Origin of the sequence: Alteromonas sp. Cnat2-8 (assembly GCF_022348355.1) — a bacterium.
GTDB lineage: Bacteria > Pseudomonadota > Gammaproteobacteria > Enterobacterales > Alteromonadaceae > Alteromonas > Alteromonas macleodii.
This window is the reverse complement of sequence record NZ_JAKREX010000001.1, coordinates 272,194-296,701: the sequence shown is the minus strand read 5'-3', so window position 1 is coordinate 296,701 and position 24,508 is coordinate 272,194. Positions and strand designations below refer to the sequence as shown.

Sequence of the window (24,508 nt, the reverse complement as noted above, 5' to 3'; positions counted from 1 at the left end):
ACGCGGCCAGGAAAAGAAAAATAGATGAAGTTAAAACAGTTAGTAGCAGCCGGAGCCATTCTTTCCAGTGCTAGCTTTGCCAATGCTGCGGCGCAAGACAGCGAATTTGTCGTTGAAGACATTCGCGTAGAAGGTTTGCAACGAGTTGCACTTGGTGCAGCCTTAACCTACTTGCCCGTTCAAGTTGGCGACGAGCTTAATACATTCAGGGTAACGCAGCTTATTCGCTCGTTGTACTCTTCAACTCACTTTGAAAATGTTGAAATTCTCCGTGATGGCAATACGCTTGTCGTGCGTGTCGCTGAGCGTCCTACCATTAGTAATATCATCTTTGAAGGCAACGATGATATTAAAGATGAGCAACTTCAGGAAAGCTTAGACGGAAACGGCGTTCGTATTGGTGAGCCGCTCGATAAGACCGTACTAACCTCTATCGAGAATGGCCTGAAAGACTTCTTTTACAGCATAGGTAAATATAATGCTGACGTGACGGCTATTATAACGCCGCTACCGCGTAACCGTGTTGACTTGAAATTACTTTTCGAAGAGGGCGACGCGGCTGAAATTGAACAAATCAATATTGTAGGTAACGAAATCTTCTCAGACGAAGAGCTGATGGAGGCTTTCGAGCTGCAATACGATACGCCTTGGTGGGATTTCCTGTCGGAAACTCGCTACCAGCAGCAAACGCTGCAAGGGGATATGGAAACGCTGCGTAACCATTACTTAAACCGTGGTTACCTTCGCTTTAACGTTGACTCTACACAAGTTTCAATGACACCTGAAAAGTCAGGTATCTATATCGCCATGAACGTAACAGAAGGTGAGCAATACACTATCTCTGAAGTTGAGCTGGTAGGCGATGTACTCGGGCACGAAGAGTATATTGAACGCGTGCTTCCGCTTACTACGGGTGAATTGTATAACCAAGCAGAAGTAACGTATACAGAAGAATTTATCAGTAAGTATCTTGGTCGCTTTGGGTACGCTTACCCAACAGTAACTACGGTTCCTGAAATTAATGATGAAGACAAAACGGTTAAGCTTACGCTGTCCGTTGACCCTGGCAAACGTATCTACGTCAACCGCATTAAATTTAACGGCAACGTAGTAACAGCCGATAGCGTTCTGCGTCAAAATGTCAGCCAGATGGAAGGTACGTGGCTGTCGAATAACTTACTTGAGTCTTCAAAGAACCAGCTTTCTCGACTTACTTATATGGAAGAGGTTGAATTTGAAACGGTACGTATCCCGGGTTCAGAAGATAAAGTAGACGTTAATTTTAACGTAAAAGAACAGCCATCGGGCTCGTTTAATGCTGGTATCGGCTATGGTGACAGAACGAAGCTAAGCCTACAGGCGGGTATCCAGCAAGATAACTTCTTGGGTACAGGTAAACGTGTGGGTCTTAACCTAAGCACGGTTTCATATCAGCGCAGTGCGCAAATCACGTACAACGACCCTTATTTTACCATTGACGGTATTAGTTTGGGCGGAAGCTTGGGCTATAGTGAGTTCGACGGTTCTGACTTTAACGTTATTCAGTACAACTCTAAGCGCTGGTCTATTGGTGCGAACATTGGTTATCCGATTAACGAGTTTAATCGTATTAACTTCGGTTTGACCTACAGCAACGTAGAGCTATTCAACCGTGGTTACTACGAGCAAACTGAGCAATTCTATAATCAGTTTACTAACGGTGAAGATCCTGATGCGGCTATTAAATATGATAGCTTCTTGGCAAGCGTAAGCTGGAGCAGAAGTACGCTTAACCGTGGTCTGTTCCCTACTGCTGGTTCGTCTCAGCGTGCGTCATTCAGCATTACCACGCCTAACTCAGACGTGAACTACTTCAAGACAGTATTTGACGGTAAGTGGTACTTCCCATTATCTCGTAACCAGCGCTGGTCTTTCCTAGCGCGCGTACGTCTTGGCTACGGGAATGGTTACGGTGATATTAACGGCAATGAGCAAATATTACCGTTTACAGAGAACTTTACGGCAGGTGGTTCTGACTCACTACGAGGATTCGAGAATAACACGGTAGGTCCTCGCGGTGTATTCCTAGGCAATACGGGCACTATAGTTGGACCTGATGGCGAAGTGTTCCCGGGCGATCCAGCTGATGCGCAGCTGTCTTGGTCGACGCGAAGCCTAGGTGGTAACGCGATGGCACTTGGCGGTATCGAGCTTATTGTTCCTACGCCATTTGTTGAAGAAGAAATGGATAACTCAGTTCGTACAAGTTTGTTTGTGGATGTGGGTAACGTGTGGGATACTGAGTTCGACTATGACTATTACCGTCAGTTTGACATAGCATCTACACAACGCGGTGAGCTATTGGACTATTCTGATTGGAGCCTGTATCGTAGCTCGGCAGGTATATCGGTCCAATGGGTATCGCCAATGGGACCGATGGTATTCAGCTTCTCGAAAGCGATACAGCAACGTGATGGTGACGATGCGAGATTCTTCACTTTCAACATTGGTCAAACTTTCTAAGACATTAAAGCGAGCGCATCTAAGATGCGCTCTATAATAAGATTCACAAAAGGAGTTCCCTTTGAAACAGTTGGTTAAACATATCGTTGCAGGAGCAATGTTGGGTAGCGCTTTAGTTAGTACATCTGTAATGGCAGAGCAGAAAGTTGCGGTTGTCGATGTGCAAGGTATTTTCCAAGCGATGCCTCAAGCGGCTGAAATTCAAAACGCTATTCAGGCTGAGTTTAAAGATCAGCTTGAAGAAGTGAATCAACTGCAGCGCGATGGTCAGTTCTATGCAGAACGTCTTCAACGCGACGCGGCAACAATGAGCGATGCAGAGAAGAAAGAACTAGAACAAAAAATCTTGTCAGTACGTGAAGAGCTAGCTAAAAAGGGTCAACCTTTACAGCAAAATATCCAACGTCGTAGCAACGAAGAGCGCAACAAACTTCTTGGTCTTATCAAGCAAGCTATCGACTCTGTTGCAGCGAAGCAAGGTTACGACCTAGTGCTGAATGCTGGTGCAGTTGCGTTTGCAAAAGAAGAGCACGACTTATCTGAGCAAGTTCTTCAGCAAGTAAGCAAAACCAACTAATCAACTACACGAGTAGTTGTAAAATTTATCAGGCCAACTCCCCAAAGGTGTTGGTCTGATTTGTTTTTTGCGCTTAACAGCGTATGGTTGCCGCCGTTTTTAGTTTTTACGGCGAGTTTGACCAAAATACCAATCACAAACATTGGTATAAAACAGTTGTAGGTCATGCTTGTATACAGGAGAAAGTTTTTGGCCAATTCACTTAATACCATCGAAATTCAGGAAATATTGGAATTACTACCACATCGGTATCCGTTCCTACTTGTTGATCGTGTAACAGACTATGTTCTGGGTGAGTCTGTAAAGGCTTATAAAAATATCACTATCAATGAGCCGTGTTTCATGGGGCACTTCCCTGAACAGCCAATTTTCCCAGGTGTATTAATTCTTGAAGCGATGGCACAGGCCGCCGGCGTTTTAGGTTTTAAGACCATGGGCAACAATGATAAGTTATACTTGTATGCAGGGATTGATAATGCACGCTTTAAGCGTCCTGTTGTTCCAGGTGACAGGCTTGAGTTTGATGTTGCTCTGGTAAAAGAGCGCAGAGGGATTTGGAAATTTAAAGGTACTGCAAGCGTCGATGGTGACATCGCTTGTGTTGCAGAGTTTATGTGTGCGATGAGAGAGATAGCGTAACGTGATCCATCCTACTGCGGTAATTTCAGAAAGTGCAAAAATTGGTGAAAATGTCACTATAGGTCCATTTTGTGTGGTAGACGACAACGTCACCATAGGCGATGGCTGTATTCTGAAATCACATGTGGTGGTACGCGGCCCAACGCGTATCGGTAAAAACAATAAGTTTTATCAGTTTTCTTCAATAGGTGAAGACTGCCAAGATAAAAAATATGCGGGTGAACCTACTGAGCTTGTTATTGGTGATGATAATGAGTTTAGGGAAGGGGTAACCGTTCACCGAGGCACTATCCAAGACAACAGCATTACTATAATCGGTTCTCGCTGTTTATTTATGGCCAACTCTCATGTTGCCCATGATTGTGTTCTTGGCAACGACATTATTATTGCAAACAGTGTTGCGATTGCAGGCCATGTTCACATGGACGACCACGTCATTGTTGGCGGTGCCGCAGGTATTCACCAGTTCTGTAAGATTGGAGCCCATTCGTTCTTGGGGGCTGGCGGCATTATTCTGCGCGACGTGCCTCCCTTTGTTATGGTCAGCGGCCAGAAAAATATTCCTCAGGGTATTAATTCTGAAGGACTTAAGCGTCGTGGCTTCAGCAAAGAAGAAGTTATGGCCATTAAACGCGCTTACAAAGCAATATACCGTGAAGGCAATACCGTAGACGAAGCCATTGAAAAACTTGCCGAACCCGCACAGGAGTTCCCTGGTGTGGCCCTTATGGTGAAGTTCTTACAAGACTCTGAGCGAGGCATTATTCGCTAATTATGTCTAAACCAATCCGTATCGGCATGGTTGCCGGAGAGCCCTCTGGTGACATCCTTGCCGCCGGAATGGTTGCAGAGTTAAAACGCCAATGCCCTGATGCTGTTATCGAAGGTATTGGCGGTCCAAATATGATAAACGTGGGTTTTCATAGTCTGTTCGATATGGAAACCTTGTCGGTTATGGGGCTTGTTGAAGTTCTCTCCCATCTACCTGCCATCTTGAAAGTTAAAAAGCAGCTTCTTGCTCACTTCGAGCAAAATCCGCCAGATATTTTTGTGGGTATTGATGCGCCTGATTTTAATCTAAGAGTAGAAAAAGCGCTTAAAGCACGCGGTATCAAAACCATTCACTATGTGAGTCCTACTGTGTGGGCGTGGCGTGAAAAGCGCATCCATAAAATAGCGAAAGCGACTAATCGTGTGTTGGGTTTATTTCCTTTCGAGCAGCAGGTTTACGATAAATACCATGTTCCCTATACCTTTGTGGGACACACAATGGCTGACGCTATAGCAATTGAGCCCGACCAAAATGCGGCGCGCCAAGAATTAGGTGTAGATAGTAATGCTTCCGTATTGGCTGTACTTCCCGGCTCACGAAGAGGCGAAGTAGATACGCTACTTCCAGTATTTCTGGAGACCATAGAAGCTATTCATGCTAAACGCAGCGACATTCAATTTCTTATTCCTGCGGCAAATGAGCATCGTCTTGCGCAAATAAAAGCACTCTTACTTGAAGCTGATAATGCAGAAGAACGCTTACCTATTCAGGTAACCCAAGGTACATCGCGGGATGCGATGATAGCTAGCGATGTTATCTTGCTCGCATCAGGCACGGCTACCTTAGAAGCGATGCTGTGCAAGCGCCCTATGGTAGCTGCCTACAAACTGGCACCGCTCACGTATAAAATTATGCAGCGCTTGTACAAAGCGCCGTTTTTCACTTTGCCAAATTTATTGGCTGATGAGGCAATTATTCCTGAATTACTCCAAGAAGAGGTAAACGCAGAGAATATGAGCAATCAGTTACTTAACTTTTTCGAAAGTGATAATTCTGCTCTGATTTCCCGTTTCACCGACCTCCACCATACGCTAAAATGCAATGCTGATAAAACAGCAGCAAAAGCTGTCGTGGAGGAATTGTTTGCATAAGTTAATTGCCGGCGTTGATGAAGTAGGTCGCGGCCCTTTAGTAGGTGATGTGGTCACCGCCGCGGTCATTCTTGACCCTGAAAATCCCATTGAAGGGCTTACAGACTCTAAAAAACTGAGTGAAAAAAAGCGCGTAGCCCTTGCCCAAGAAATTCGTGAAAAAGCACTCTACTGGAATATTGGTAGAGCGAGCCCAGAAGAAATAGACAAACTTAATATACTGCACGCTACCATGCTCGCCATGATCCGCGCAGTGGAAGGTTTGCCTGTAAGGCCTGACTTTGTGCTCGTAGATGGCAACCGTGTTCCGGCGTGGAACTTTGAATCTGAAGCGGTAGTGAAAGGCGACAGTCTGCACGCAGAAATTTCAGCTGCGTCCATTATTGCCAAGGTAGAGCGAGACAACGATATGATCTCGCTCCACGAGGCCTACCCGCAATATAACTTTGCCGGGCACAAAGGTTACCCCACAAAAGCACACTTTGAAGCCATCGCTGAATATGGCATCTTAGATTGCTATCGAAAAAGTTTTAAACCTGTAAAAGCGCTACTCGAAGAGAAATAACATCATGTCATCGCCATTTATTCATTTACGTGTTCACAGCGACTTTTCGATGATGGACGGCCTGAATAAGGTTAAACCTATTCTAGGTAAAGTGGCCGCGCTTGGCATGCCTGCCGTGGCGATCACCGACCAAATGAATATGTGTGGCTTGGTAAAGTTTTATTCCGAGGCACATAACTTAGGTATTAAGCCCATCATCGGCACTGATTTTTGGGTTACTAATGAAGTCTTTGGCGATGAACCTTTCAGACTAACCCTTATTGCGATGAATAATGAGGGATATAAGAACATTACTATTCTTATCTCCAAGGCCTATCTTCGTGGACACTTGGCACACCGTGCGGTTATCGATCAAGAATGGTTAGCAGAACATAGCGAAGGCGTTATTGTTTTATCGGGTGCACAGCAAGGCGATATTGGCGTAGGTTTAATGAAAAACAACGCTAAAATTCTCGATAGTGCCCTTGAGTTTTATCAAACCCATTTTCCTGACCGCTTTTATTTAGAGCTGATTAGAACCGGTAGGCAAGGTGAAGAGGATTATTTACACCTTGCCGTAGAGCTTGCTGAGCAGCGCGGGTTACCCGTAGTAGCCACGAACGAAGTATGCTTTATTGACCAAGAGGGTTTCGAGGCTCACGAAATTCGAGTGTGTATTCACGATGGCTATACGCTTGATGATAACCGCCGCCCTAAACGATACAGTGACCAGCAATATCTGCGCACTGCTGAGGAAATGGTTGAGTTATTTAGCGATATTCCTGAAGCCATAGAAAATACGGTTGAAATTGCTAAGCGCTGTAACGTTACCGTACGGTTAAACGAGTACTTCTTACCGCAATTTCCAACCGGCGGCATGACTACCGAAGACTTCTTGGTTAAGGTGTCTGAAGAGGGGTTGGAAGAACGTTTAGAATTTCTATTTCCCGATGAAGAAGTGCGCAAAGCAAAACGTCCGGAGTACGATGACCGACTTCGCATCGAGCTTGAAGTTATCAACCAAATGGGTTTCCCAGGCTACTTCCTTATTGTAATGGAGTTCATTCAGTGGAGTAAGGATAACGGAATTCCGGTAGGGCCAGGGCGGGGTTCTGGTGCGGGTTCACTGGTGGCTTATGCCCTAAAAATTACCGACCTAGATCCGCTTGAATTCGACTTGCTATTCGAACGTTTCTTGAACCCAGAGCGTGTATCCATGCCCGACTTCGACGTCGACTTCTGTATGGATAGACGAGACGAGGTAATCGACCACGTTGCTGAGCTTTACGGGCGTCAGGCGGTATCGCAGATCATTACGTTTGGTACTATGGCGGCAAAAGCGGTAGTGCGCGACGTAGGCCGCGTACTTGGTCACCCTTACGGCTTTGTAGACAGGATCTCAAAGCTTATTCCACCCGATCCAGGCATGACGCTTGAAAAGGCGTTTAAAGCCGAGCCACAGCTACCAGAAGTGTATGAAAGCGATGAGGAAGTGAAAGACCTTATCGATATGGCGCGAATACTTGAAGGGGTTACCCGAAATGCCGGTAAGCACGCCGGTGGTGTTGTTATTGCGCCAACCACAATCACAGATTTCTCGCCGTTGTATTGTGATGACGAAGGTAAAAACCCCGTAACCCAGTTCGACAAAAACGACGTTGAAACGGCGGGCTTGGTAAAATTCGACTTCTTAGGTCTTCGTACGCTGACTATTATTCAGTGGGCAATAGATATGATCAAAGAAGGGAAGAACGTTGATGTCGATATCAGCGCCATTCCTCTTGAAGATCCTAAGAGTTTCAGAACCCTTCAAAACGCCGAGACAACTGCGGTATTCCAGCTGGAATCTCGCGGTATGAAAGAACTAATTAAGCGCCTTAAACCTGACTGCTTCGAAGATATTATCGCACTGGTGGCCCTTTTCCGTCCGGGCCCGCTGCAATCAGGCATGGTAGATAACTTTATTGATCGTAAGCACGGACGTGAAGAAATTTCCTACCCCGATGCAGAATATCAGCACGAGTGCTTGAAAGAAATTCTAGAGCCTACCTATGGCATTATCTTGTATCAGGAACAGGTAATGCAGATAGCCCAAGAAATGGCGGGCTACTCACTGGGCGGCGCTGACTTGCTTCGTCGTGCTATGGGTAAGAAAAAGCCTGAAGAAATGGCGAAGCAGCGCGGCACGTTCGCCGAAGGTGCGAAGGGCAATAATATTGACCCGGACCTTGCGATGAAAATCTTCGACTTGGTAGAAAAGTTCGCGGGTTACGGTTTTAACAAATCTCACTCTGCCGCTTACGCTTTAGTGTCTTACCAGACTTTGTGGCTGAAAGTGCATTATCCTGCGGAATTCATGGCTGCGGTAATGTCGGCGGATATGGATAACACCGATAAAATTGTGACGCTTGTCGATGAATGTGAGCGCATGGGCATCGAAATACTGCCGCCAGATTTAAATGCGGGTAAATACAAATTTACCGTCGATAGCGAAGGTCGCATTGTTTACGGTATCGGTGCGATTAAAGGGGTAGGTGAAGGCCCAATTGAGGCGATTATTGAAGCGCGAGAGACCCAAGGGGCATTTAAGGATCTTTTTGATTTCTGCGCCAAGATAGACATTAAACGGGTAAACAAGCGAGTGCTAGAAAAGCTAGTACTAGCGGGGGCAATGGACAACTTAGGCCCCCATCGCGCTAGTCTTATGGCGAGCTTACCCGAAGCCCTTGCCGCCGCTGGACAGCATGCAAAAGCCGAGTCTTTTGGTCAGTCAGACATGTTCGGGTTACTGACTACCGAGCCAGAAGACGTGAAGCAAGCGTTTGCCGACGTCCCTGAGTGGCCTGAAAAAGTATGGCTAGAAGGTGAAAAAGACACGCTAGGCTTGTACTTAACCGGCCACCCCATCAATCAGTATGCGGAAGAACTGCGTTACTACACTGACGGTCGATTAGTTGATTTAAAACCAACCAATAAAGATCAAATGGCCAGTGCGGTAGGACTGGTGCTTGGCGTACGCGTAATGACGAACAAGCGGGGTCGTCGCTGGGCCATAGTGACACTGGATGATAAGAGTGCCAGAATAGACGTACGTTTCTTCCCAGATATGTACGAACAGTTCGAAAGTGTGTTAGAAACTGACAGAATATTGCTTATAAAGGGACAGGTCAGCTTTGATGATTTCTCTGGGGGCAATACAATCACCGCCCGTGATGTAATGGACATTGTTCAGGCACGAGAGAAAAACGCGAGAGCGCTGGCACTTAATATTGATACCCAGCTGCTTGAACCGAAGAAAATGAGTCAGATGCAATCTATCCTGCAGGCATTTAACGGCGGAAGTTGTCCTGTTCAGTTAGCGGTAACCCATCCAGACGCGGAAGTAACCTTGGCGTGTGGTGCAAGATGGTACGTTACCCCTGAAGACCAACTTTTGCACGATCTCAAACAATGTTTGGGAGACAAAGCCGTTTCAATTCTCTACCATTAGGGGCAAGAGGTCGATAGATTGGACATCTCGCGTTTGCATAGACGAGCGTAGTACGAATAGGACATGAAATGAGTATACAGTTTTTGGACTTTGAACAGCCAATAGCCGAACTAGAAGCAAAAATTGAAGAGCTTAGGTTGGTGAATCAAGGTGGCGAGTTTGACGTTGGTATTGAAGAAGAAATCAATAAGCTTCGCGGTAAAAGCGCAGAGCTGACTAAAAAGATCTTTTCTGATCTTGGCGCATGGCAAGTTTCTCAACTTGCACGTCACCCAATGCGTCCTTACACGTTAGATTACATTCCTCGTATTTTTACCGAATTCGACGAGCTAGCTGGCGACCGCGCGTTCGCTGACGATAAAGCGATTGTTGGTGGCCCAGGAATGCTTGATGATCAGCCTGTGATGATTATTGGTCATCAGAAAGGGCGTGACACCAACGAAAAAATTAAGCGTAACTTCGGTATGCCTAAACCAGAAGGCTACCGTAAAGCTTTGCGTCTTATGAAGATGGCTGAGCGCTTTAACATGCCTATCATCACTTTTATCGATACGCCGGGAGCGTATCCAGGTGTTGGCGCTGAAGAGCGCGGCCAAAGTGAAGCAATCGCGAAAAATTTATTCGAAATGGCTGAGCTTACTGTTCCAATCGTGTGTACCGTAATCGGTGAAGGTGGTTCAGGTGGTGCACTAGCGATTGGTGTTGGCGATCGCGTTAATATGCTCCAATATTCTACGTACTCAGTTATTTCACCAGAAGGTTGTGCGTCTATTTTGTGGAAAAGCGCAGAAAAAGCCCCACTTGCTGCTGAAGCGATGGGCGTAAGTGCGCCACAGATTAAAGAGCTAGGCCTGATTAACAGTATTGTTGAAGAGCCTTTAGGTGGTGCACATCGCGATCACAATGGCATGGCGGCTAATTTGAAGGCCGTGATTAAGCAGCAGCTTAACCAGCTTAAAGAACTAGATAAGACTAAATTGATGGAAGAGCGTTACCAGCGTTTAATGTCGTTTGGTTATTGCTAATTTCATTAAGAAAACTAGCATAAAATTGCATTTAGCCGCTATGTACACCTGCGCTCTATCAGTTTAGACGCTTGATATAAAATCTCGCGAGCGGTGGCTTAATTCATGTTGGTTCATGTAATGTGGCATAAGAACATGGGGGTTGTTTACCATAGGTAACCAACCCCTTTGTGTTATTAGAAAGTGTGTTATTAGAAAGCCAGTGCTAAGCCAAGTACCCCTAATAGAAATTGAGTTGAAAGAATAAGGTATTACCGGTCTGTGACCCCTCTACAATCCCCAACAATCGAACATATCGTTAGCCGCATAGCGACATCTCTTACCGATGTAAAGCTACCACTTCAAACGCCACTCGTCGTTGCTTACAGCGGTGGTGTGGATTCGACCGTTCTGCTCCAAGCCGTTATTGCGTATAGGGAACAGTTTGAAAGCCCAATTCATGCTGTACATGTACATCACGGTTTAAGTGATAATGCCGAACAGTGGGCAAAGCACTGTGAATTACAGTGTCGTCTTGAAGACGTAGCATTTCATTTGTATCGAGTTGATGTTGATACGGGGTCGAGAAAAAGCCTAGAAGCAGAAGCGCGTAAGGTTCGATACAACGCGCTTATAGAAGTGTGTGATCAAATTGGCGGTGTGCTGTTATTAGGGCAACATGCCGAAGATCAGCTTGAAACCGTATTGCTTCAGCTTAAACGCGGTGCTGGTCCTCAGGGCTTAGCGGGTATGGGAGAAGTTCAGTACCGAGGTGACACCTTGATAATGCGCCCTATGCTAGCACTAGAGAAAGCCGAGATTGTGGCTTATGCCGAAGAAGAAATGTTGCAGTGGGTTGAGGATGAATCTAATCAGCAAAATAGCTTTGATAGGAACTTCTTAAGGAACGAAATTATACCTCACTTGCTGGCGCGATGGCCTAAGTTGACCAAAACCGTGGGGCGCAGCGCCGAGCTTTGTGCTGAACAAAGCGCACTAGTCAGCGATTCTGCCCAAAAATATTTTGAAGATTGTAAACGTTCAGATTTAAGGCTAAACGGGCCAAAGCTTGCTGCATTGTCGTTACCGTGGCAGGCTATGGTCATTCGCGCGTGGTTTCGAGCTAAAGGCGAGCTGTCGCCGTCAAAAGCACAGACAGACCAAGTTCTCGCAATGCTAAAGGCAAAGCACGACGCAACCCCTGAAGTAAACTTTAAATGGGGCAGGGTAATACGGTTTGACCAAGACCTTTATTGGGTGGTGAACGCTACTCATGAAGTACCGCAAAACCTAGAATTAGCGCCCAACCAAGATATCGCGCTTCCTTGGCTTAGAGGCCATATTCGAATTGCAGTGCCAAAAGCGCGAGAAGAAGATACCGTTTCTCTGCAAACCAATGCTCGCAACCTTAAAGTAAAGCCAGAAAATGCGAACGTATCTAAGTTGCTGAAAGAATGGTTTAAGGTATGGCGCGTGCCAAGGTGGGAGCGAAACGGCGTGCCGGCAATCTTGATTAACGACGAGCCCATCGCACTGATTGTTGAAGGACGGTGTGTTTATCTGCAGCCCAAAGCGCCAGATATAGAAATAACCTTTAGTCTCGACTGAATCTATGTAGCACTAAAAGTGCCTTTTTTTGGAAAGGGCTAGATACTCTTGTTTATGGTATCCATGGCAATAATGTGCAAAAGCGGCATTGCTTTGCCGCCATCCTGATAAATTCAAATCGCGACGTTACGCTGCGTGATAGCTATTTTTGCCAGAGTTTTTCACGCGATACAGGGCGTTGTCAGCACGGTCAAACAAGCTGCTTATCGTGTCGCCGTCGCGATAAATCGCGCCGCCAAGGCTGCTTGATACGCCTAAGCGAGATAAGTAGCTAGAGCTATTGATACTCATTTGAATACGCTGGGCTGCACAAGCTAGTTGCTGTTGCGACTGACAGTCTAGCAAACAACAAAACTCATCGCCGCCATAGCGAAATGCTTCGTCTTCATCCCGCAGAACATTAGATAAATGTGATGCAACATGGACAAGTACTTTGTCACCTTCGCCATGACCAAAATTATCATTCACATACTTAAAGTTGTCTAAGTCGATCACCAAAAGTGCGAAAGGATCATCGTGTCTTTGCGCCCAGCCGAGTTGTCTTGTCATTGACTGCTCAAAGCCCGCTCGGTTACCTAAGCCAGTTAACACATCTTTAGTCGCCATCTGTTGCACACGCATCAATGAAAGAGCGTGCTTTACTTGTTTTCCAAATAAATCATGCAGTTGGAATAGACTCTCCCGTTGCGATAACGACAAGGGTGAACTAATGTAGTAATAGACATGAGCTTGATCGCCATTAACGGCATTGGCACCTTGTAGTGGTAAATCAATGAGTGTTGACGATATCTTTGCATTACCGTACACCCAACGCGAGTCAAAGTCAGACAAGCTAAACCCGACAATAGGTAACAACGTGTTTAGCTGCTGAAAATACACGCCACCTAACTCTTGTAGTTCAAGAGTAGAAAGTAGCTGCGTGATAAAGCCTGATAATTCACTAAAAGAGAGTGATTTGCCTGTGCTTTCAGCAGGGTAAAAATTGTTATGTTGTGTGCTATCGTAGACTGACGTTGAAAAATCCACAGTAGTGCCCCTATACAAAATGCGTTGATATGCAAAGAAACAAGTGTCAAAGCCCTGACGTTTCTGTGGCCACATCTGCATTTTCGCGGAATTTATGGCGATCACAGCGGCAAAACTTGCCGGATCTGCATTTACACAGGGGATTTTGCAAACTAGATGCCAACAAAGTGTTTCAGGCACTAGTCTTTAGTTTAAAGCGTAAAATCGCGTGATTTATCGCGCCTGTTTTACAAATGGAAGTTTATGTAGCTTTAGGAGGTAGTGTGGGGACGAGCTTTTTAAATATCGTGATATTGATGTTCATATCGGTATGCGCGGTCGCATTATTTAAACGCATTCATCTCCCTCCTATTCTTGCTTATCTGTTTGCCGGCGTACTCGCGGGTCCACAACTATTATCTGTGTTTGCCCACCCAGAAGAAATGCACCTGCTCGCTGAAGTGGGCATAGTGTTTTTGCTCTTTTCACTTGGTCTTGAGTTCTCGTTACCTAAATTGTTGGCAATGCGCTCTTTAGTATTCGGTGTAGGATTAGGGCAAATGGTGTTTACCACGGCAGTGTTTACCTGTGTTCCTCTGTTTCTCGGCATTCCAATGAGTGCGTCCATCATTATTGGTGGTACGCTGGCGTTAAGCTCAACCGCTATTGTAATTAAGCAAGCAACCGAAATGGGCATTCTTAATAACAGGCGTACACAATTAGCGGTAAGTATCTTGCTCTTTCAAGACTTAGCGGTGGTTCCGTTCCTAATTGCTATTCCTCTTTTAGCCCAGACTGGTGAAGTAAGTATTGCGCTAGCTTTAGGCGAGGCGTTGCTTAAAGGTGTGTTTGTCATTGCGTTTCTAATGTCAGTGGGTAAGTGGTTACTACCTTGGGTGTTTAGAGAGGTAGCAAGAACAAGGACTGACGAACTGTTTGTTCTGACCACTATATTGATTGCCCTATTGGCAGGAGGGCTAACTTATTACTTCGGGCTATCCATGGCGCTAGGCGCTTTCTTGGCGGGTATGATGTTGGGGGAAAGCCAATACAAGTATCAACTTGAAGCCGACATTCGTCCGTTTCGAGATATTTTAATGGGGTTATTTTTTGTTACCGTGGGTATGCAGTTAGAACTCACTGTACTGTGGAACAGCCTGTTTGAGATTATTTTTGGCGTTTTTGCTTTGATGATAGTTAAAGTCATTTTAGTAAGAGGCGCATCTCTATTAGTTAAAACCGATGCAATAGATGGCTGGTCTGCTGGGGTTAAACTTTGTCAGATTGGCGAGTTTAGTTTTGTAATTGCTGCGCTTGCTACGACACACGGCGTGTTAACGTCAGAGCAGTCATCGCTGATTGTGTGTATGGGTGTAATCAGTATGGCGTTAACCCCGTGGCTTATGAATAACAGCGTCACTATAGCAAGGCGTATTGTTAACAAGGATATCTCGTTCGATGACAATGTGAGCTTTGGTAATGCAGAGCCGTTAACCAACCACGTCATTATTTGTGGGTTTGGCCGCGTTGGACAGTCGGTAGCTCGCATGCTGAAAATGGAAGGCATTCATTTTGTTGCCATAGATATGGATCCTGTCAGAGTACACGAGAGTCGAAACGCGGGAGAGCCCGTCATCTTCGGTGATGCGAGTCAAAAAGATATATTGATTAATGCCAATGTAGAAGGTGCCAAGCTTGTGCTTGTTACGTTTGATCAAGTCGATAAGGCCAAGCAGGTGATAACGCAGACCCGAAGCATTACGAGCACTACAGATGTTATGGTGCGTACCAAACGAGACTACCAACTTGAAAGCCTATACAGCGCGGGTGCCAATCAAGTCGTGCCAGAGCTTCAAGAGGGGAGCTTGATGTTGGTATCGCAGGTGCTGCATTACGCCGGCGTGCCGATGTCTCGCATTTTGAAACGGGTGCGAGCTGAGAGAAAAGGTCGCTATGATCATATGCACGGCTTTTACCCGGGAGAAACAACAGAGATCACTTACGGCACAGAAGACAAGTTAGAGTTTATTCATGCTGTGGTGTTGTCCGAACACGCTTCCTGTATTGGCAAAGCCATAAAAGATATCGATTTCTCGAGAATGCGAGTAGCGATTAAAGGCCTAAGGCGGGATGGAAATGAAGTTAAAGACCCAGACCAAGACGCTATTTTGCAAGCCCATGACGTGCTAGTGATTGCGGGTAAACCCCGGCGTGTAGAGCGAGCAGAGCGAAAACTACTAGAAGGGAGCTAGCACGCAGTTAAACTTAGCGTTGTTTAATCTAGCGCGCTTGCCATGGAACGTGTGTTGAATTACGTGAGTTCAAGCTTACGCTACGCGGTCGCTTTCTAAGTCTGCAAATTGCTTTTTTAGGTCGTAGCGCTCGTCTGTCACTATCTTCTCAAGCACAGAAACTCGTTCCTTAAGCTCTGCAATTTCGGCTTTATAAGCATCGGTTTCTTTGCTGCTAAGTTTCTTCTTACTTTTGTCTTTTGCACTTTCGACAATGGTAACTAAGGCCCAGGCACAAATGGCTACTATTGCAATCGCGGTCATATTCACGGTGGTATCCCTCACAAATGGCTTTAAAACAGTGTAGGTGAAAATTTGGCCTGTTGCCTAATTCACCCCGTATTTAGTTAAATACTTATCGGTAAAATTACTGCTTCGCTTCAGGTACTATAGCGGTTATCTAACATACTTTTTAGTAAAAAATGTAACCTGTTAAGTCCATCACACTAGCAGTGTTATAATGAGAGATTGCAAGTAGGTTGCCAAGTGACAAAAGTCATTACTTTCTAAGAAGTTAGAATGTTTACCTAAGCTAATACAAAATAAATGTTAATGAATTTCACCAAATAAAGTAGCAAAATTGACGAATGAGTGACCAAAATAGCAACCGTCCAACACCAAATTTCGACCTTGCAAACAAGCAAACGCAAGAAAAAGAGGCTGTGCAGGAGCCGTTGACTGAAATCGCAATGGAAGACATCGCGACAGAAGAAGACATAATGTGGATGAAACATGCGTTAACGCTTGCCGATAAGGCTGAGTCGATTGGTGAGGTGCCAGTCGGCGCCTGCGTAGTGTTAAACGGTGAGCTTATCAGTGAAGGCTTCAATACGCCGATAACGGATAATGACCCATCTGCGCATGCAGAGCTACGCGCTGTTAAAGAAGCAGCAGCTGCGGTGCAAAACTACCGACTTATTGATGCTACGTTGTATGTGACATTAGAGCCCTGCTCTATGTGCGCAGGTATGCTGGTACATGCACGGGTAAAGCGGGTGGTGTTTGGCGCAAAGGATGCGAAGACAGGCGCTGCGGGCTCGGTCATGAACCTATTGCAACATCCTGCGCTTAATCATCAACTTGAGGTTGTATCTGGCGTATTAGCTGACGAATGTGCTAACAAATTGTCAGATTTTTTTCGCAAGCGCAGGAAAGAAATAAAGGCTGCCAAAAAGGCGAAAAGACTGCTAGAGGGGGATGCTTCAAACTAATTTATAGCGTTGCCTGAAGTTGTGCTTATTCGTGTTTTCGCCCATTTGGTATATACCGGTTACATGGTCAATCATTGTGAACCAGATGGCATAGAGGTGGCTTAGCCAGGCGTACGGGTTAACTGAGTGAACATATCGCTGGTAACAAATAGCTTGCGGCGCTGAAGTACTTTTTGGTGACAACGCTTAAGCATAAGTCTGCGTCTGTTGTTGTTTTTCAATTTTATTCCTTTTTTCATAAATCGATTTTTTTTCATTTGTTCTCCTTTCTCGCGTTGTGGCCACTTTATGTTTTTCGTGACCACTTTTCTTCCTTCGTGCGCAGCTCTCTTTATTTGAACAAGTCTCACGTTATTCGAGAGATGTTGTCATTTAAGAGCTGCAGCTCTTCTAGAGCTTGTCATCGTTGAGAAAATAATTATTACTGAGAAAGTAAGTCAGTGTCTGACTAACTTCTTTTTAGGGTACGGTACAAAGATGACATCGAAATGACAGTTTTCAAGAGAGAAGTAAGGTGAACTGCGTCAAATTTTTCCTTGTTCGTCCAACCATACTAAGCTGTCATAATAACGACGAATATTTTCCACATACTGTAACGCTTCATCGCCTCTTGCATAGCCATAGCGAGTAGTACGGTAATATTTCTTTTGCCTAAGCTGTGGCAAGCGACGCTTTACATCTACCCAAAGGTCTGGATTGCCACCTTGTTGCTCGGTAAGAATGCGTGCGTCTTCTAAATGGCCCATACCAATATTATACGACGCCATAGCCATCCAGGTTCTATCTGGCTCGCTAATTCGCGCAGGTATGCGATTGAGCAAACTGGCAAAATAACGAGAGCCTCCGCGAATGCTTTGTTCAGGATCGGTTCTGTCATCTACGTTCCAGTCACTTGCCGTATCCATGGTGAGCATCATTAGACCGCGAACGCCAGTTCTTGAAATAGCGTCACTGTCCCAGTGACTTTCTTGATAACTCATGGCCGCAAGCAGTCGCCAGTCTAATTCACCTGCATACTGTTGAAATAAGGGTTTGTATTGAGCAAGTGCTGTCTCGGCGGCATAATTAAACGCACGACTGTCGACGTAATCAAACTGGCGAATATGGCCAAAGTACTTGTCTTCTAACACCGTAAACCAGCCTGACTGATGTACAGTACCAAAATATTCAATCAGCGCTGCTTTCACGGAGTCATCTTGATGTAATGGGAGCGCCCACGCCATCGGCATATCTTCATTAAGGGTTTTTGCCACGGCTAAGTTAGGATATCGCCTGCGTTGAAGGGCTAGACGGTTACTGTCTGCTACTGTAAAAGCAATGTCGCCATTGGCAACTTGTTGTAACAGTTCTTCGGAGTCAGAATCTTCGGTGGTAACAAGTTGGGTTTTTATTATTGGGCTTTCACTATCACTTGCTTGGTCGGTTACCTGGCCTAATAAACTAGACAGTAAGTGAGCTTGGCTGCTACCCGCCACAGTAACAATAGGGGCATCAAGTTCTAATAAGTCTCTAGGTCTCGATGTCCCTGCTTGGAAGACGAGCTCTTGTTGAACGTGTTGATAGGCTGGACCGTAAGCAAAACGACTTTTAAGTGAAGGCGTTACCGCATCGCCTGTCGCGACAATGTCCAGATTACCTTCTTCTAACTGTTCTAACATGACTTCATAGCTGTAGAAGGGGTAAAGGTCGAGCGTCACGCCAAGGTAATCGGCAAATCCTGCCAGCAGTTCATATTCAAAACCCTGCGGCCCCTCTGCGCCGTTATAAAATGTTCCTGCACCATAAACAGTTCCCACGCGGATCGACTCTCGTTCCAACAATGAAGAAAGGGCAGTGGGAACAGAAGGAACGCCACAACTCATAACAGCAATAGATAATATGATTATTAATTGTAGTTTTAATCGTTTTTTATAGTCTTGTGACTGCATAGACCTTTACTTGTTGTCATTAAACCATCTAAGTTTAAAAAAAAGTTCATGTAAGCGCGTTATGAGGTTACTTACTGCGCATAATTACTCTATAATCCGCGCCGAAATACTCATCAATCCAAGAGGCAACGCGTCGCATTGGTGGTCGTTGTTTCTAACAAACCAGGTAAATCAATATGTTGGTCCTTCGAGGCGCTCCTGCACTATCAGAGTTTAACCAAACTAAACTGATTGCAAAGCTGGGTCAATCCGGCGTTAGGGTTAAAAACCTATATAGCGAATATGTTCACCTAGTCGATTCCCAAGGTGACTTGTCTAAGCAGCAAATAGAGATACTCGAGAAGCTGCTCACTTACGGCCCCGCGAGGCAAGCACAAACCCCTTCTGGAACCTTCTTCCTCATTACTCCTCGCCCCGGCACTATCTCTCCCTGGTCTTCTAAAGCCACCGACATTGCTCACAACTGCAGTCTAAAAAATATCAACCGCATAGAACGAGGTTGTGCGTTTTATATAGAAACAGAAAACGGTGTGAGTGAAGATGATTTTGCGCTTATCGCTAGTTTCTTACACGACAGAATGACCGAATCAGTGTTCACCAATACTGATGAAGCTGCGGTACTCTTTTCACATACCGAAGCCAATACTTTTACCAGTGTAGATGTATTAGGCGAAGGCAAAGACGCGCTAGTTAATGCAAATGTGTCGTTAGGCCTTGCTTTAGCTGATGATGAGATTGACTACCTGTTTGATAGCTTTACTAAGCTAGGCAGAAACCCGACTGACGTTGAACTTTATATGTTTGCGCAAGCAAACTCTGAACACTGTCGCCACAAAATTTTTAACGCTAGCTGGACCATTGATGGCGAGGACCAAGAGAAGTCGCTGTTTAAAATGATCAAAAACACCTACGAGTTGTTACCTGATCACGTGTATTCAGCTTACAAAGACAACGCAGCGGTAATGGAAGGGTGGCAAGCAGGTCGCTTCTTCCCGAACCCGCAGTCACACCAATACGAATACCATCATGAAAACATTGATATTTTGATGAAGGTAGAAACCCATAATCACCCAACGGCAATTTCACCTTTCCCAGGTGCGGCAACAGGCTCTGGTGGTGAAATCCGTGATGAAGGTGCTACTGGTCGTGGTTCAAAACCTAAAGCGGGTTTGGTTGGTTTTACCGTATCTAACTTACGTATTCCTGGTGCTGAACAGCCGTGGGAATTCGAATACGGCAAGCCACAGCGCATTGTAAGCGCCCTTGATATTATGCTTGAAGGCCCACTAGGTGGCGCAGCGTTTAACAACGAATTTGGTCGTCCTGCGCTACTGGGTTATTTCCGTACCTTTGAACAAGAAGTCAATAGCTTCAACGGTGTTGAAGTGCGCGGCTATCACAAACCTATTATGTTAGCTGGTGGTTTAGGTAATATTCGTCGCGAGCATATTGAAAAAGGCGAAATTACGGTAGGCGCTAAGCTTATTGTGCTTGGCGGCCCTGCAATGAACATTGGTCTTGGCGGCGGTGCAGCCTCATCAATGGCATCTGGCCAGTCAAACGAAGATTTAGACTTCGCTTCAGTACAGCGAGACAACCCTGAAATGGAGCGTCGCTGTCAGGAAGTGATTGATGCATGTTGGCAGTTGGGGGATAACAACCCTATTCAGTTTATCCACGATGTGGGCGCAGGTGGTCTTTCAAATGCACTGCCTGAGCTGGTTAATGACGGTGGCCGCGGCGGTAACTTTGAACTTAGAAAAGTATTGTCAGATGAGCCAGGTATGACACCTCTGGAGCTATGGTGTAACGAATCCCAAGAGCGCTATGTTTTATCTGTCGCGCCTGAAAATATGCCAGTGTTCGAAGCAATTTGTGCCCGCGAACGCGCGCCGTTTGCTGTGGTTGGTGAAGCCACTGCCGAGCAGCACCTCAACCTGAACGACAGCCAGTTTGACAACAAACCTATCGATATGCCTCTTGATGTACTTTTAGGCAAGCCGCCTAAAATGCACCGCGACGTAAACTCGACCAAGGTTAGCTCGCCAGCACTAGACGAGGCAGGCATTACCTTAAGTGATGCAGCAAATCGCATTTTATCTTTGCCTACCGTGGCAGAGAAAACCTTCCTTATCACCATTGGCGACCGTTCGGTTACCGGCCTTGTAAGTCGCGATCAAATGGTAGGCCCATGGCAGGTGCCAGTGGCAGATGTGGCGGTTACTGCAACAGCGTTTGACACCTACCACGGTGAAGCGATGTCGATGGGTGAGCGTACGCCTGTCGCGTTACTATCGCACGGCGCGTCTGCACGTCTTGCTGTGGGTGAAGCGTTAACCAATATTGCCGCAGCAAACATCGGCGATATTAAGCGCATTAAACTGTCAGCAAACTGGATGGCAGCAGCTGGACACCCAGGTGAAGATGCGGGTCTTTATGAAGCGGTTAAAGCAGTGGGTGAGGAGCTTTGCCCAGAGCTAGGCCTAACCATTCCTGTGGGTAAAGACTCTATGTCGATGAAAACCGCATGGAATGAAAACGGTGAAGATAAAGCGGTGACTTCTCCGCTATCACTCGTTATCTCTGCCTTTGGCGCAGTAAAAGATATTCGCAAAACCCTAACGCCTCAGCTACGTACAGACAAAGGCGCAAGCCGCTTGCTGCTACTCGACTTGGGCGAAGGGAAAAATCGCTTGGGCGCAAGCTGCCTGGCACAAGTCTATACTCAGCTTGGTGATAGCCCAGCAGATGTGGTCTCTGCAACTCGCCTTAAAGCCTTCTTTGACGCAATGCAGACGTTAATTGAAAAAGGCTTGGTGTGTGCTTATCACGACCGTTCAGACGGTGGCCTGTTTACCACCGTTGCTGAAATGGCCTTTGCTGGTAAAACAGGTGTAAGCATTAACCTTGATAGCCTAGTTGGAAACGACATTGCCGTATTGTTCAATGAAGAACTAGGTGGCGTAATCCAAGTGCTTGAAAGCGATATGGATGCCGTTAACGCAGTACTGACTGAATTCGGTTTAACTGAATTGGCTCACGATATCGGTACGCTTAATAGCACCGACATGATTGAGTTTAGTCGCGGTGGTGTTGCTGTACTTGCAGATAGCCGCGTATCAATGCGTACAACATGGGCACAAACCACGTTTGAAATGCAGAAACTGCGTGATAACCCTGAGTGTGCTGAACAAGAACACGCGGCAAAGCAAGATGCTGCCGACCCAGGTTTGCATGCTGCGTTGTCTTATGATGTAAACGAAGACGTAGCAGCGCCCTATATTGCCAAAGGCGTTAAGCCAAAAGTGGCGATATTAAGAGAGCAGGGCGTAAACTCGCATCTAGAAATGGCGGCTGCATTTACCCGTGCAGGCTTTGATGCTATCGATATGCACATGAGTGACGTGTTGGCGGGTCGCATTACTCTTGAACAGTTTGCGGGCCTTGCGGCTTGTGGCGGTTTCTCTTACGGCGATGTATTAGGTGCAGGTGAAGGTTGGGCGAAATCTATATTGTTTAACAGCATGGCTCGCGATCAATTCGAAGGCTTCTTCAACCGTAACGATACGTTCAGCTTAGGTGTGTGTAACGGCTGTCAGATGCTGTCGAACCTTAAATCACTGATTCCAGGTACTGAGCATTGGCCACATTTCGTGACCAATCAGTCGGCGCGATTTGAAGCTCGTGTTGCAATGGTCGAAGTGATGGAGTCTAAGTCTGTGCTGCTTGATGGCATGGCAGGTTCGCGTATGCCTATTGCAGTGTCGCACGGTGAAGGTCAAGCTGAATTTGCCAATGACAACGCGCTGTCACAAGTAGGCGCGCAGGTGGCGATGCGTTATGTAGACAACTACGGCAAGCCAACCATGCAATATCCGGCAAACCCGAATGGTTCACCGCAGGGGATCACAGGCTTAACTTCACAGGACGGGCGAAGCACAATTATGATGCCGCACCCTGAACGTGTATTCAGAGCCGTGGCAAACTCGTGGCGTCCAGACGATTGGCAAGAAGATGGTGCGTGGATGCGTATCTTCAGAAATGCCCGTAAATTTGTTGGGTAACAAAGCACTGTTAGTTCGATAAAAACAGGGGGAAACCCCTGTTTATCTTTCGAAAAAATACTGTTTAATAAACGTTCATACCATAAATAGGTGTCAAAGCTTTGGCAAAGTGTCAAAAATCTGATTTTTGCCCTTGTCATCAGTTTGTCACTGATCTATTGTAGTGCAAGCAAGGAATGCGATTAGGTTACAGGAGTTGAGTTAGGGTTGTACCAGTGAAAGGCATGCGCCAGCTGGTTTAAATAATAAGAGACGACCGATGAATCGTTCTTCTAAAGGGTTTGGCTTAACCGGAGTGGCTGTAGCTGTAGTGCTGATGTTCGTAACTGCTGTTTTTAGCACATCTGCGAAGTCTGCCGAAGCTCCAACAACGCTAAGTGTGCAGTCTTCAGTTAAGTAGTCTGAAAGAAAAATTCTAACGCCCGTATCAAGTTGCTTGATACGGGCGTTAATCATTAGGGGACAATAAAAACGTTCAGCATATAGCGCTTCATGAGAAAAGCCTAAAAGCTACACCTAAAGACAAGCCCAAAAAAGCAAAGCTGACTCAACGAGTTCTTGCCCCTCATTTTATCCTTTCTTATTTTTTTCTCTGTTAATTAATTTCTGCTGCGGATGCTTTTTCAAAAGCACATATGTAGCACCAAAGCCTCCGTGCATCGGTTGAGCCGTATGGTAGGCAATGACTTCGTCTAGTTCTCTTAGCCAATGGTTAACATAACTTTTTTTCAAAGCGGGAAAGGGTTTGCTATTTTCACCTGTTCCATGTTTTATGAGCAGTGCACGAACCCCGCGTTCGTGACTAGATTTAATGGTGCTATAAATCAAGTCTCGGCTTTGTTCTAAGGTTTTCCCTGAAAGTGTTACGTTGGCCTCTAATGGGTATTTACCAAGGCGAAGTTTTTTAAAAACGCCGTCTTGAATACCGGGCTGCTGGAAGTGTATGAAATCATCAGGGGGTACCGGCTTTACACCTTCCATGCTCAGTGGATTAGCGAGTTTTCCGCGGACGCTTAACTGCCTAGCCGCTCGTTTTTGTTTTTCAGCGAGCGCCTTTTCAGGATCGTGTAATAAAGCCTTATCATCTGAAGCGATTGGTTTTACATCTTGCATTTCTGCAAAAAACGAATCGATATCGTCGTTTTCAAATTGGCTCATATTAATCCCCGTATAAGCTACTTCTCTATCTTTTATACGCTATTTCTGCCCCGTTGGTCTATGGAGCATAACCGCTCGATATATCACCGGGCGCAACGAACAGCAGCACCGTCGATTGCAGTGTAATAATAAAGTGGGGATTAAATTCCAAAAATCATCGTTTAGTAAATGGCACCGGGTTCCGCTAAAGCTTCAATAGCATCCCACTCTTCTTCAGAAAATGGGCACTGCTCAGCTGTTTCGGAACAACTATCAGCGTTATCAGGTGGGGGGAAATCGAAAGTCATAATGCTCTCCTGTTTTGAAGAGTATTACTTAAATTGGCTAAATTACAACCAAAGTATAATATATTCTTCAATATTACAGGCGACGGTGTGTATAAGCATCTTTACTAAAAAGCAGAAACGTTGCGCAATTAATGGCGTCCCCAGCTGGAATCGAACCAACATCTAAGCCTTAGGAGGGCCTTGTTTTATCCATTAAACTATGGGGACCTAATGCGTAGGGAGTTTTATTATACGTAGTTCGGGAAAATACGAAACCCTTTGTCAACGAGGTGCAGCG

General features: G+C 45.8%; 19 protein-coding genes and 1 tRNA gene. 13 read left to right on the top strand and 7 right to left on the bottom strand.

From position 1 onward, the window contains the following. Positions 1 to 24 precede the first annotated feature (24 nt). The 9 genes from bamA to tilS all read left to right on the top strand — a co-directional run bounded on the left by bamA (position 25) and on the right by tilS (position 12,287). Entirely contained in the window at positions 25 to 2,502 is a 2,478-nt protein-coding gene (gene bamA, locus MHN00_RS01230) for an outer membrane protein assembly factor BamA (RefSeq protein WP_014975852.1), read from the top strand. 61 nt (positions 2,503 to 2,563) lie between these two features. After that, complete coding sequence (locus tag MHN00_RS01225; protein WP_014948561.1) at positions 2,564 to 3,079, top strand: OmpH family outer membrane protein; 516 nt, start codon at positions 2,564 to 2,566, stop codon at positions 3,077 to 3,079. Positions 3,080 to 3,268: 189 nt separating this feature from the next. After that, positions 3,269 to 3,718: a 3-hydroxyacyl-ACP dehydratase FabZ gene (gene fabZ / locus MHN00_RS01220; protein ID WP_014948562.1), complete on the top strand. Its 450-nt coding sequence runs from the start codon at positions 3,269 to 3,271 to the stop codon at positions 3,716 to 3,718. Position 3,719: 1 nt separating this feature from the next. Then, a complete protein-coding gene (gene lpxA, locus MHN00_RS01215) occupies positions 3,720 to 4,490 on the top strand; it encodes an acyl-ACP--UDP-N-acetylglucosamine O-acyltransferase (protein ID WP_239299941.1) in 771 nt (256 codons plus the stop codon). A gap of 2 nt (positions 4,491 to 4,492) precedes the next feature. Further along, positions 4,493 to 5,641 (top strand): lipid-A-disaccharide synthase, encoded by a 1,149-nt coding sequence (lpxB, locus tag MHN00_RS01210; RefSeq protein ID WP_239299939.1) that lies wholly within the window; start codon positions 4,493 to 4,495, stop codon positions 5,639 to 5,641. After that, positions 5,634 to 6,206 (top strand): ribonuclease HII, encoded by a 573-nt coding sequence (rnhB, locus tag MHN00_RS01205; RefSeq protein ID WP_239299937.1) that lies wholly within the window; start codon positions 5,634 to 5,636, stop codon positions 6,204 to 6,206. Before lpxB ends, rnhB begins: the two co-directional genes overlap by 8 nt. A 4-nt stretch (positions 6,207 to 6,210) precedes the next feature. After that, positions 6,211 to 9,675 carry a DNA polymerase III subunit alpha gene (gene dnaE / locus MHN00_RS01200; protein ID WP_239299935.1) on the top strand — a complete coding sequence of 1,155 codons (3,465 nt, stop codon included), beginning with the start codon at positions 6,211 to 6,213 and terminating at the stop codon, positions 9,673 to 9,675. A 68-nt stretch (positions 9,676 to 9,743) separates the two neighbouring features. Next, positions 9,744 to 10,700, top strand: a complete 957-nt coding sequence (accA, locus tag MHN00_RS01195) for an acetyl-CoA carboxylase carboxyl transferase subunit alpha (protein ID WP_039223230.1) — start codon at positions 9,744 to 9,746, stop codon at positions 10,698 to 10,700. Between the two features lie 261 nt (positions 10,701 to 10,961). After that, complete coding sequence (tilS, locus tag MHN00_RS20525) at positions 10,962 to 12,287, top strand: tRNA lysidine(34) synthetase TilS (protein WP_239299933.1); 1,326 nt, start codon at positions 10,962 to 10,964, stop codon at positions 12,285 to 12,287. Positions 12,288 to 12,413: 126 nt separating this feature from the next. Here tilS and MHN00_RS01185 read toward each other — a convergent pair whose 3' ends face one another. Next, positions 12,414 to 13,313, bottom strand: coding sequence for a GGDEF domain-containing protein (locus tag MHN00_RS01185; RefSeq protein ID WP_239299931.1), 900 nt, complete (start codon positions 13,311 to 13,313; stop codon positions 12,414 to 12,416). A gap of 263 nt (positions 13,314 to 13,576) precedes the next feature. Between MHN00_RS01185 and MHN00_RS01180 the strand changes: the two genes are divergently transcribed. Beyond that, on the top strand, positions 13,577 to 15,544 hold the full coding sequence (locus MHN00_RS01180; RefSeq protein WP_239299929.1) for a cation:proton antiporter: 1,968 nt from the start codon (positions 13,577 to 13,579) through the stop codon (positions 15,542 to 15,544). 75 nt (positions 15,545 to 15,619) lie between these two features. Here the strand turns inward: MHN00_RS01180 and MHN00_RS01175 are convergent, their stop codons facing one another. Continuing rightward, complete coding sequence (locus tag MHN00_RS01175; protein ID WP_014975858.1) at positions 15,620 to 15,847, bottom strand: hypothetical protein; 228 nt, start codon at positions 15,845 to 15,847, stop codon at positions 15,620 to 15,622. 323 nt (positions 15,848 to 16,170) lie between these two features. On the opposite strand from MHN00_RS01175, the gene tadA reads away from it, so the two are divergent. After that, entirely contained in the window at positions 16,171 to 16,794 is a 624-nt protein-coding gene (gene tadA, locus MHN00_RS01170; protein WP_239299927.1) for a tRNA adenosine(34) deaminase TadA, read from the top strand. Between the two features lie 101 nt (positions 16,795 to 16,895). Here the strand turns inward: tadA and MHN00_RS01165 are convergent, their stop codons facing one another. Further along, positions 16,896 to 17,051, bottom strand: a complete 156-nt coding sequence (locus MHN00_RS01165) for a hypothetical protein (protein WP_014975860.1) — start codon at positions 17,049 to 17,051, stop codon at positions 16,896 to 16,898. 267 nt (positions 17,052 to 17,318) lie between these two features. Further along, positions 17,319 to 18,722: a membrane-bound lytic murein transglycosylase MltF gene (gene mltF, locus MHN00_RS01160; protein WP_239299925.1), complete on the bottom strand. Its 1,404-nt coding sequence runs from the start codon at positions 18,720 to 18,722 to the stop codon at positions 17,319 to 17,321. 176 nt (positions 18,723 to 18,898) lie between these two features. Between mltF and purL the strand changes: the two genes are divergently transcribed. Together purL and MHN00_RS01150 are read left to right on the top strand one after the other, a co-directional pair. Further along, complete coding sequence (purL, locus tag MHN00_RS01155; RefSeq protein WP_239299923.1) at positions 18,899 to 22,786, top strand: phosphoribosylformylglycinamidine synthase; 3,888 nt, start codon at positions 18,899 to 18,901, stop codon at positions 22,784 to 22,786. A gap of 259 nt (positions 22,787 to 23,045) precedes the next feature. Then, positions 23,046 to 23,186 (top strand): hypothetical protein, encoded by a 141-nt coding sequence (locus tag MHN00_RS01150; protein ID WP_162889815.1) that lies wholly within the window; start codon positions 23,046 to 23,048, stop codon positions 23,184 to 23,186. Between the two features lie 170 nt (positions 23,187 to 23,356). On the opposite strand, the gene smrA is transcribed toward MHN00_RS01150, so the two are convergent. The 3 genes from smrA to MHN00_RS01140 all read right to left on the bottom strand — a co-directional run bounded on the left by smrA (position 23,357) and on the right by MHN00_RS01140 (position 24,438). Further along, entirely contained in the window at positions 23,357 to 23,944 is a 588-nt protein-coding gene (gene smrA / locus MHN00_RS01145) for a DNA endonuclease SmrA (RefSeq protein WP_239299921.1), read from the bottom strand. A 161-nt stretch (positions 23,945 to 24,105) separates the two neighbouring features. Further along, entirely contained in the window at positions 24,106 to 24,231 is a 126-nt protein-coding gene (locus MHN00_RS20410) for a hypothetical protein (protein ID WP_262385737.1), read from the bottom strand. Positions 24,232 to 24,363: 132 nt separating this feature from the next. Continuing rightward, positions 24,364 to 24,438 (bottom strand) — tRNA-Arg (locus MHN00_RS01140). Between the last annotated feature and the right edge of the window lie 70 nt (positions 24,439 to 24,508).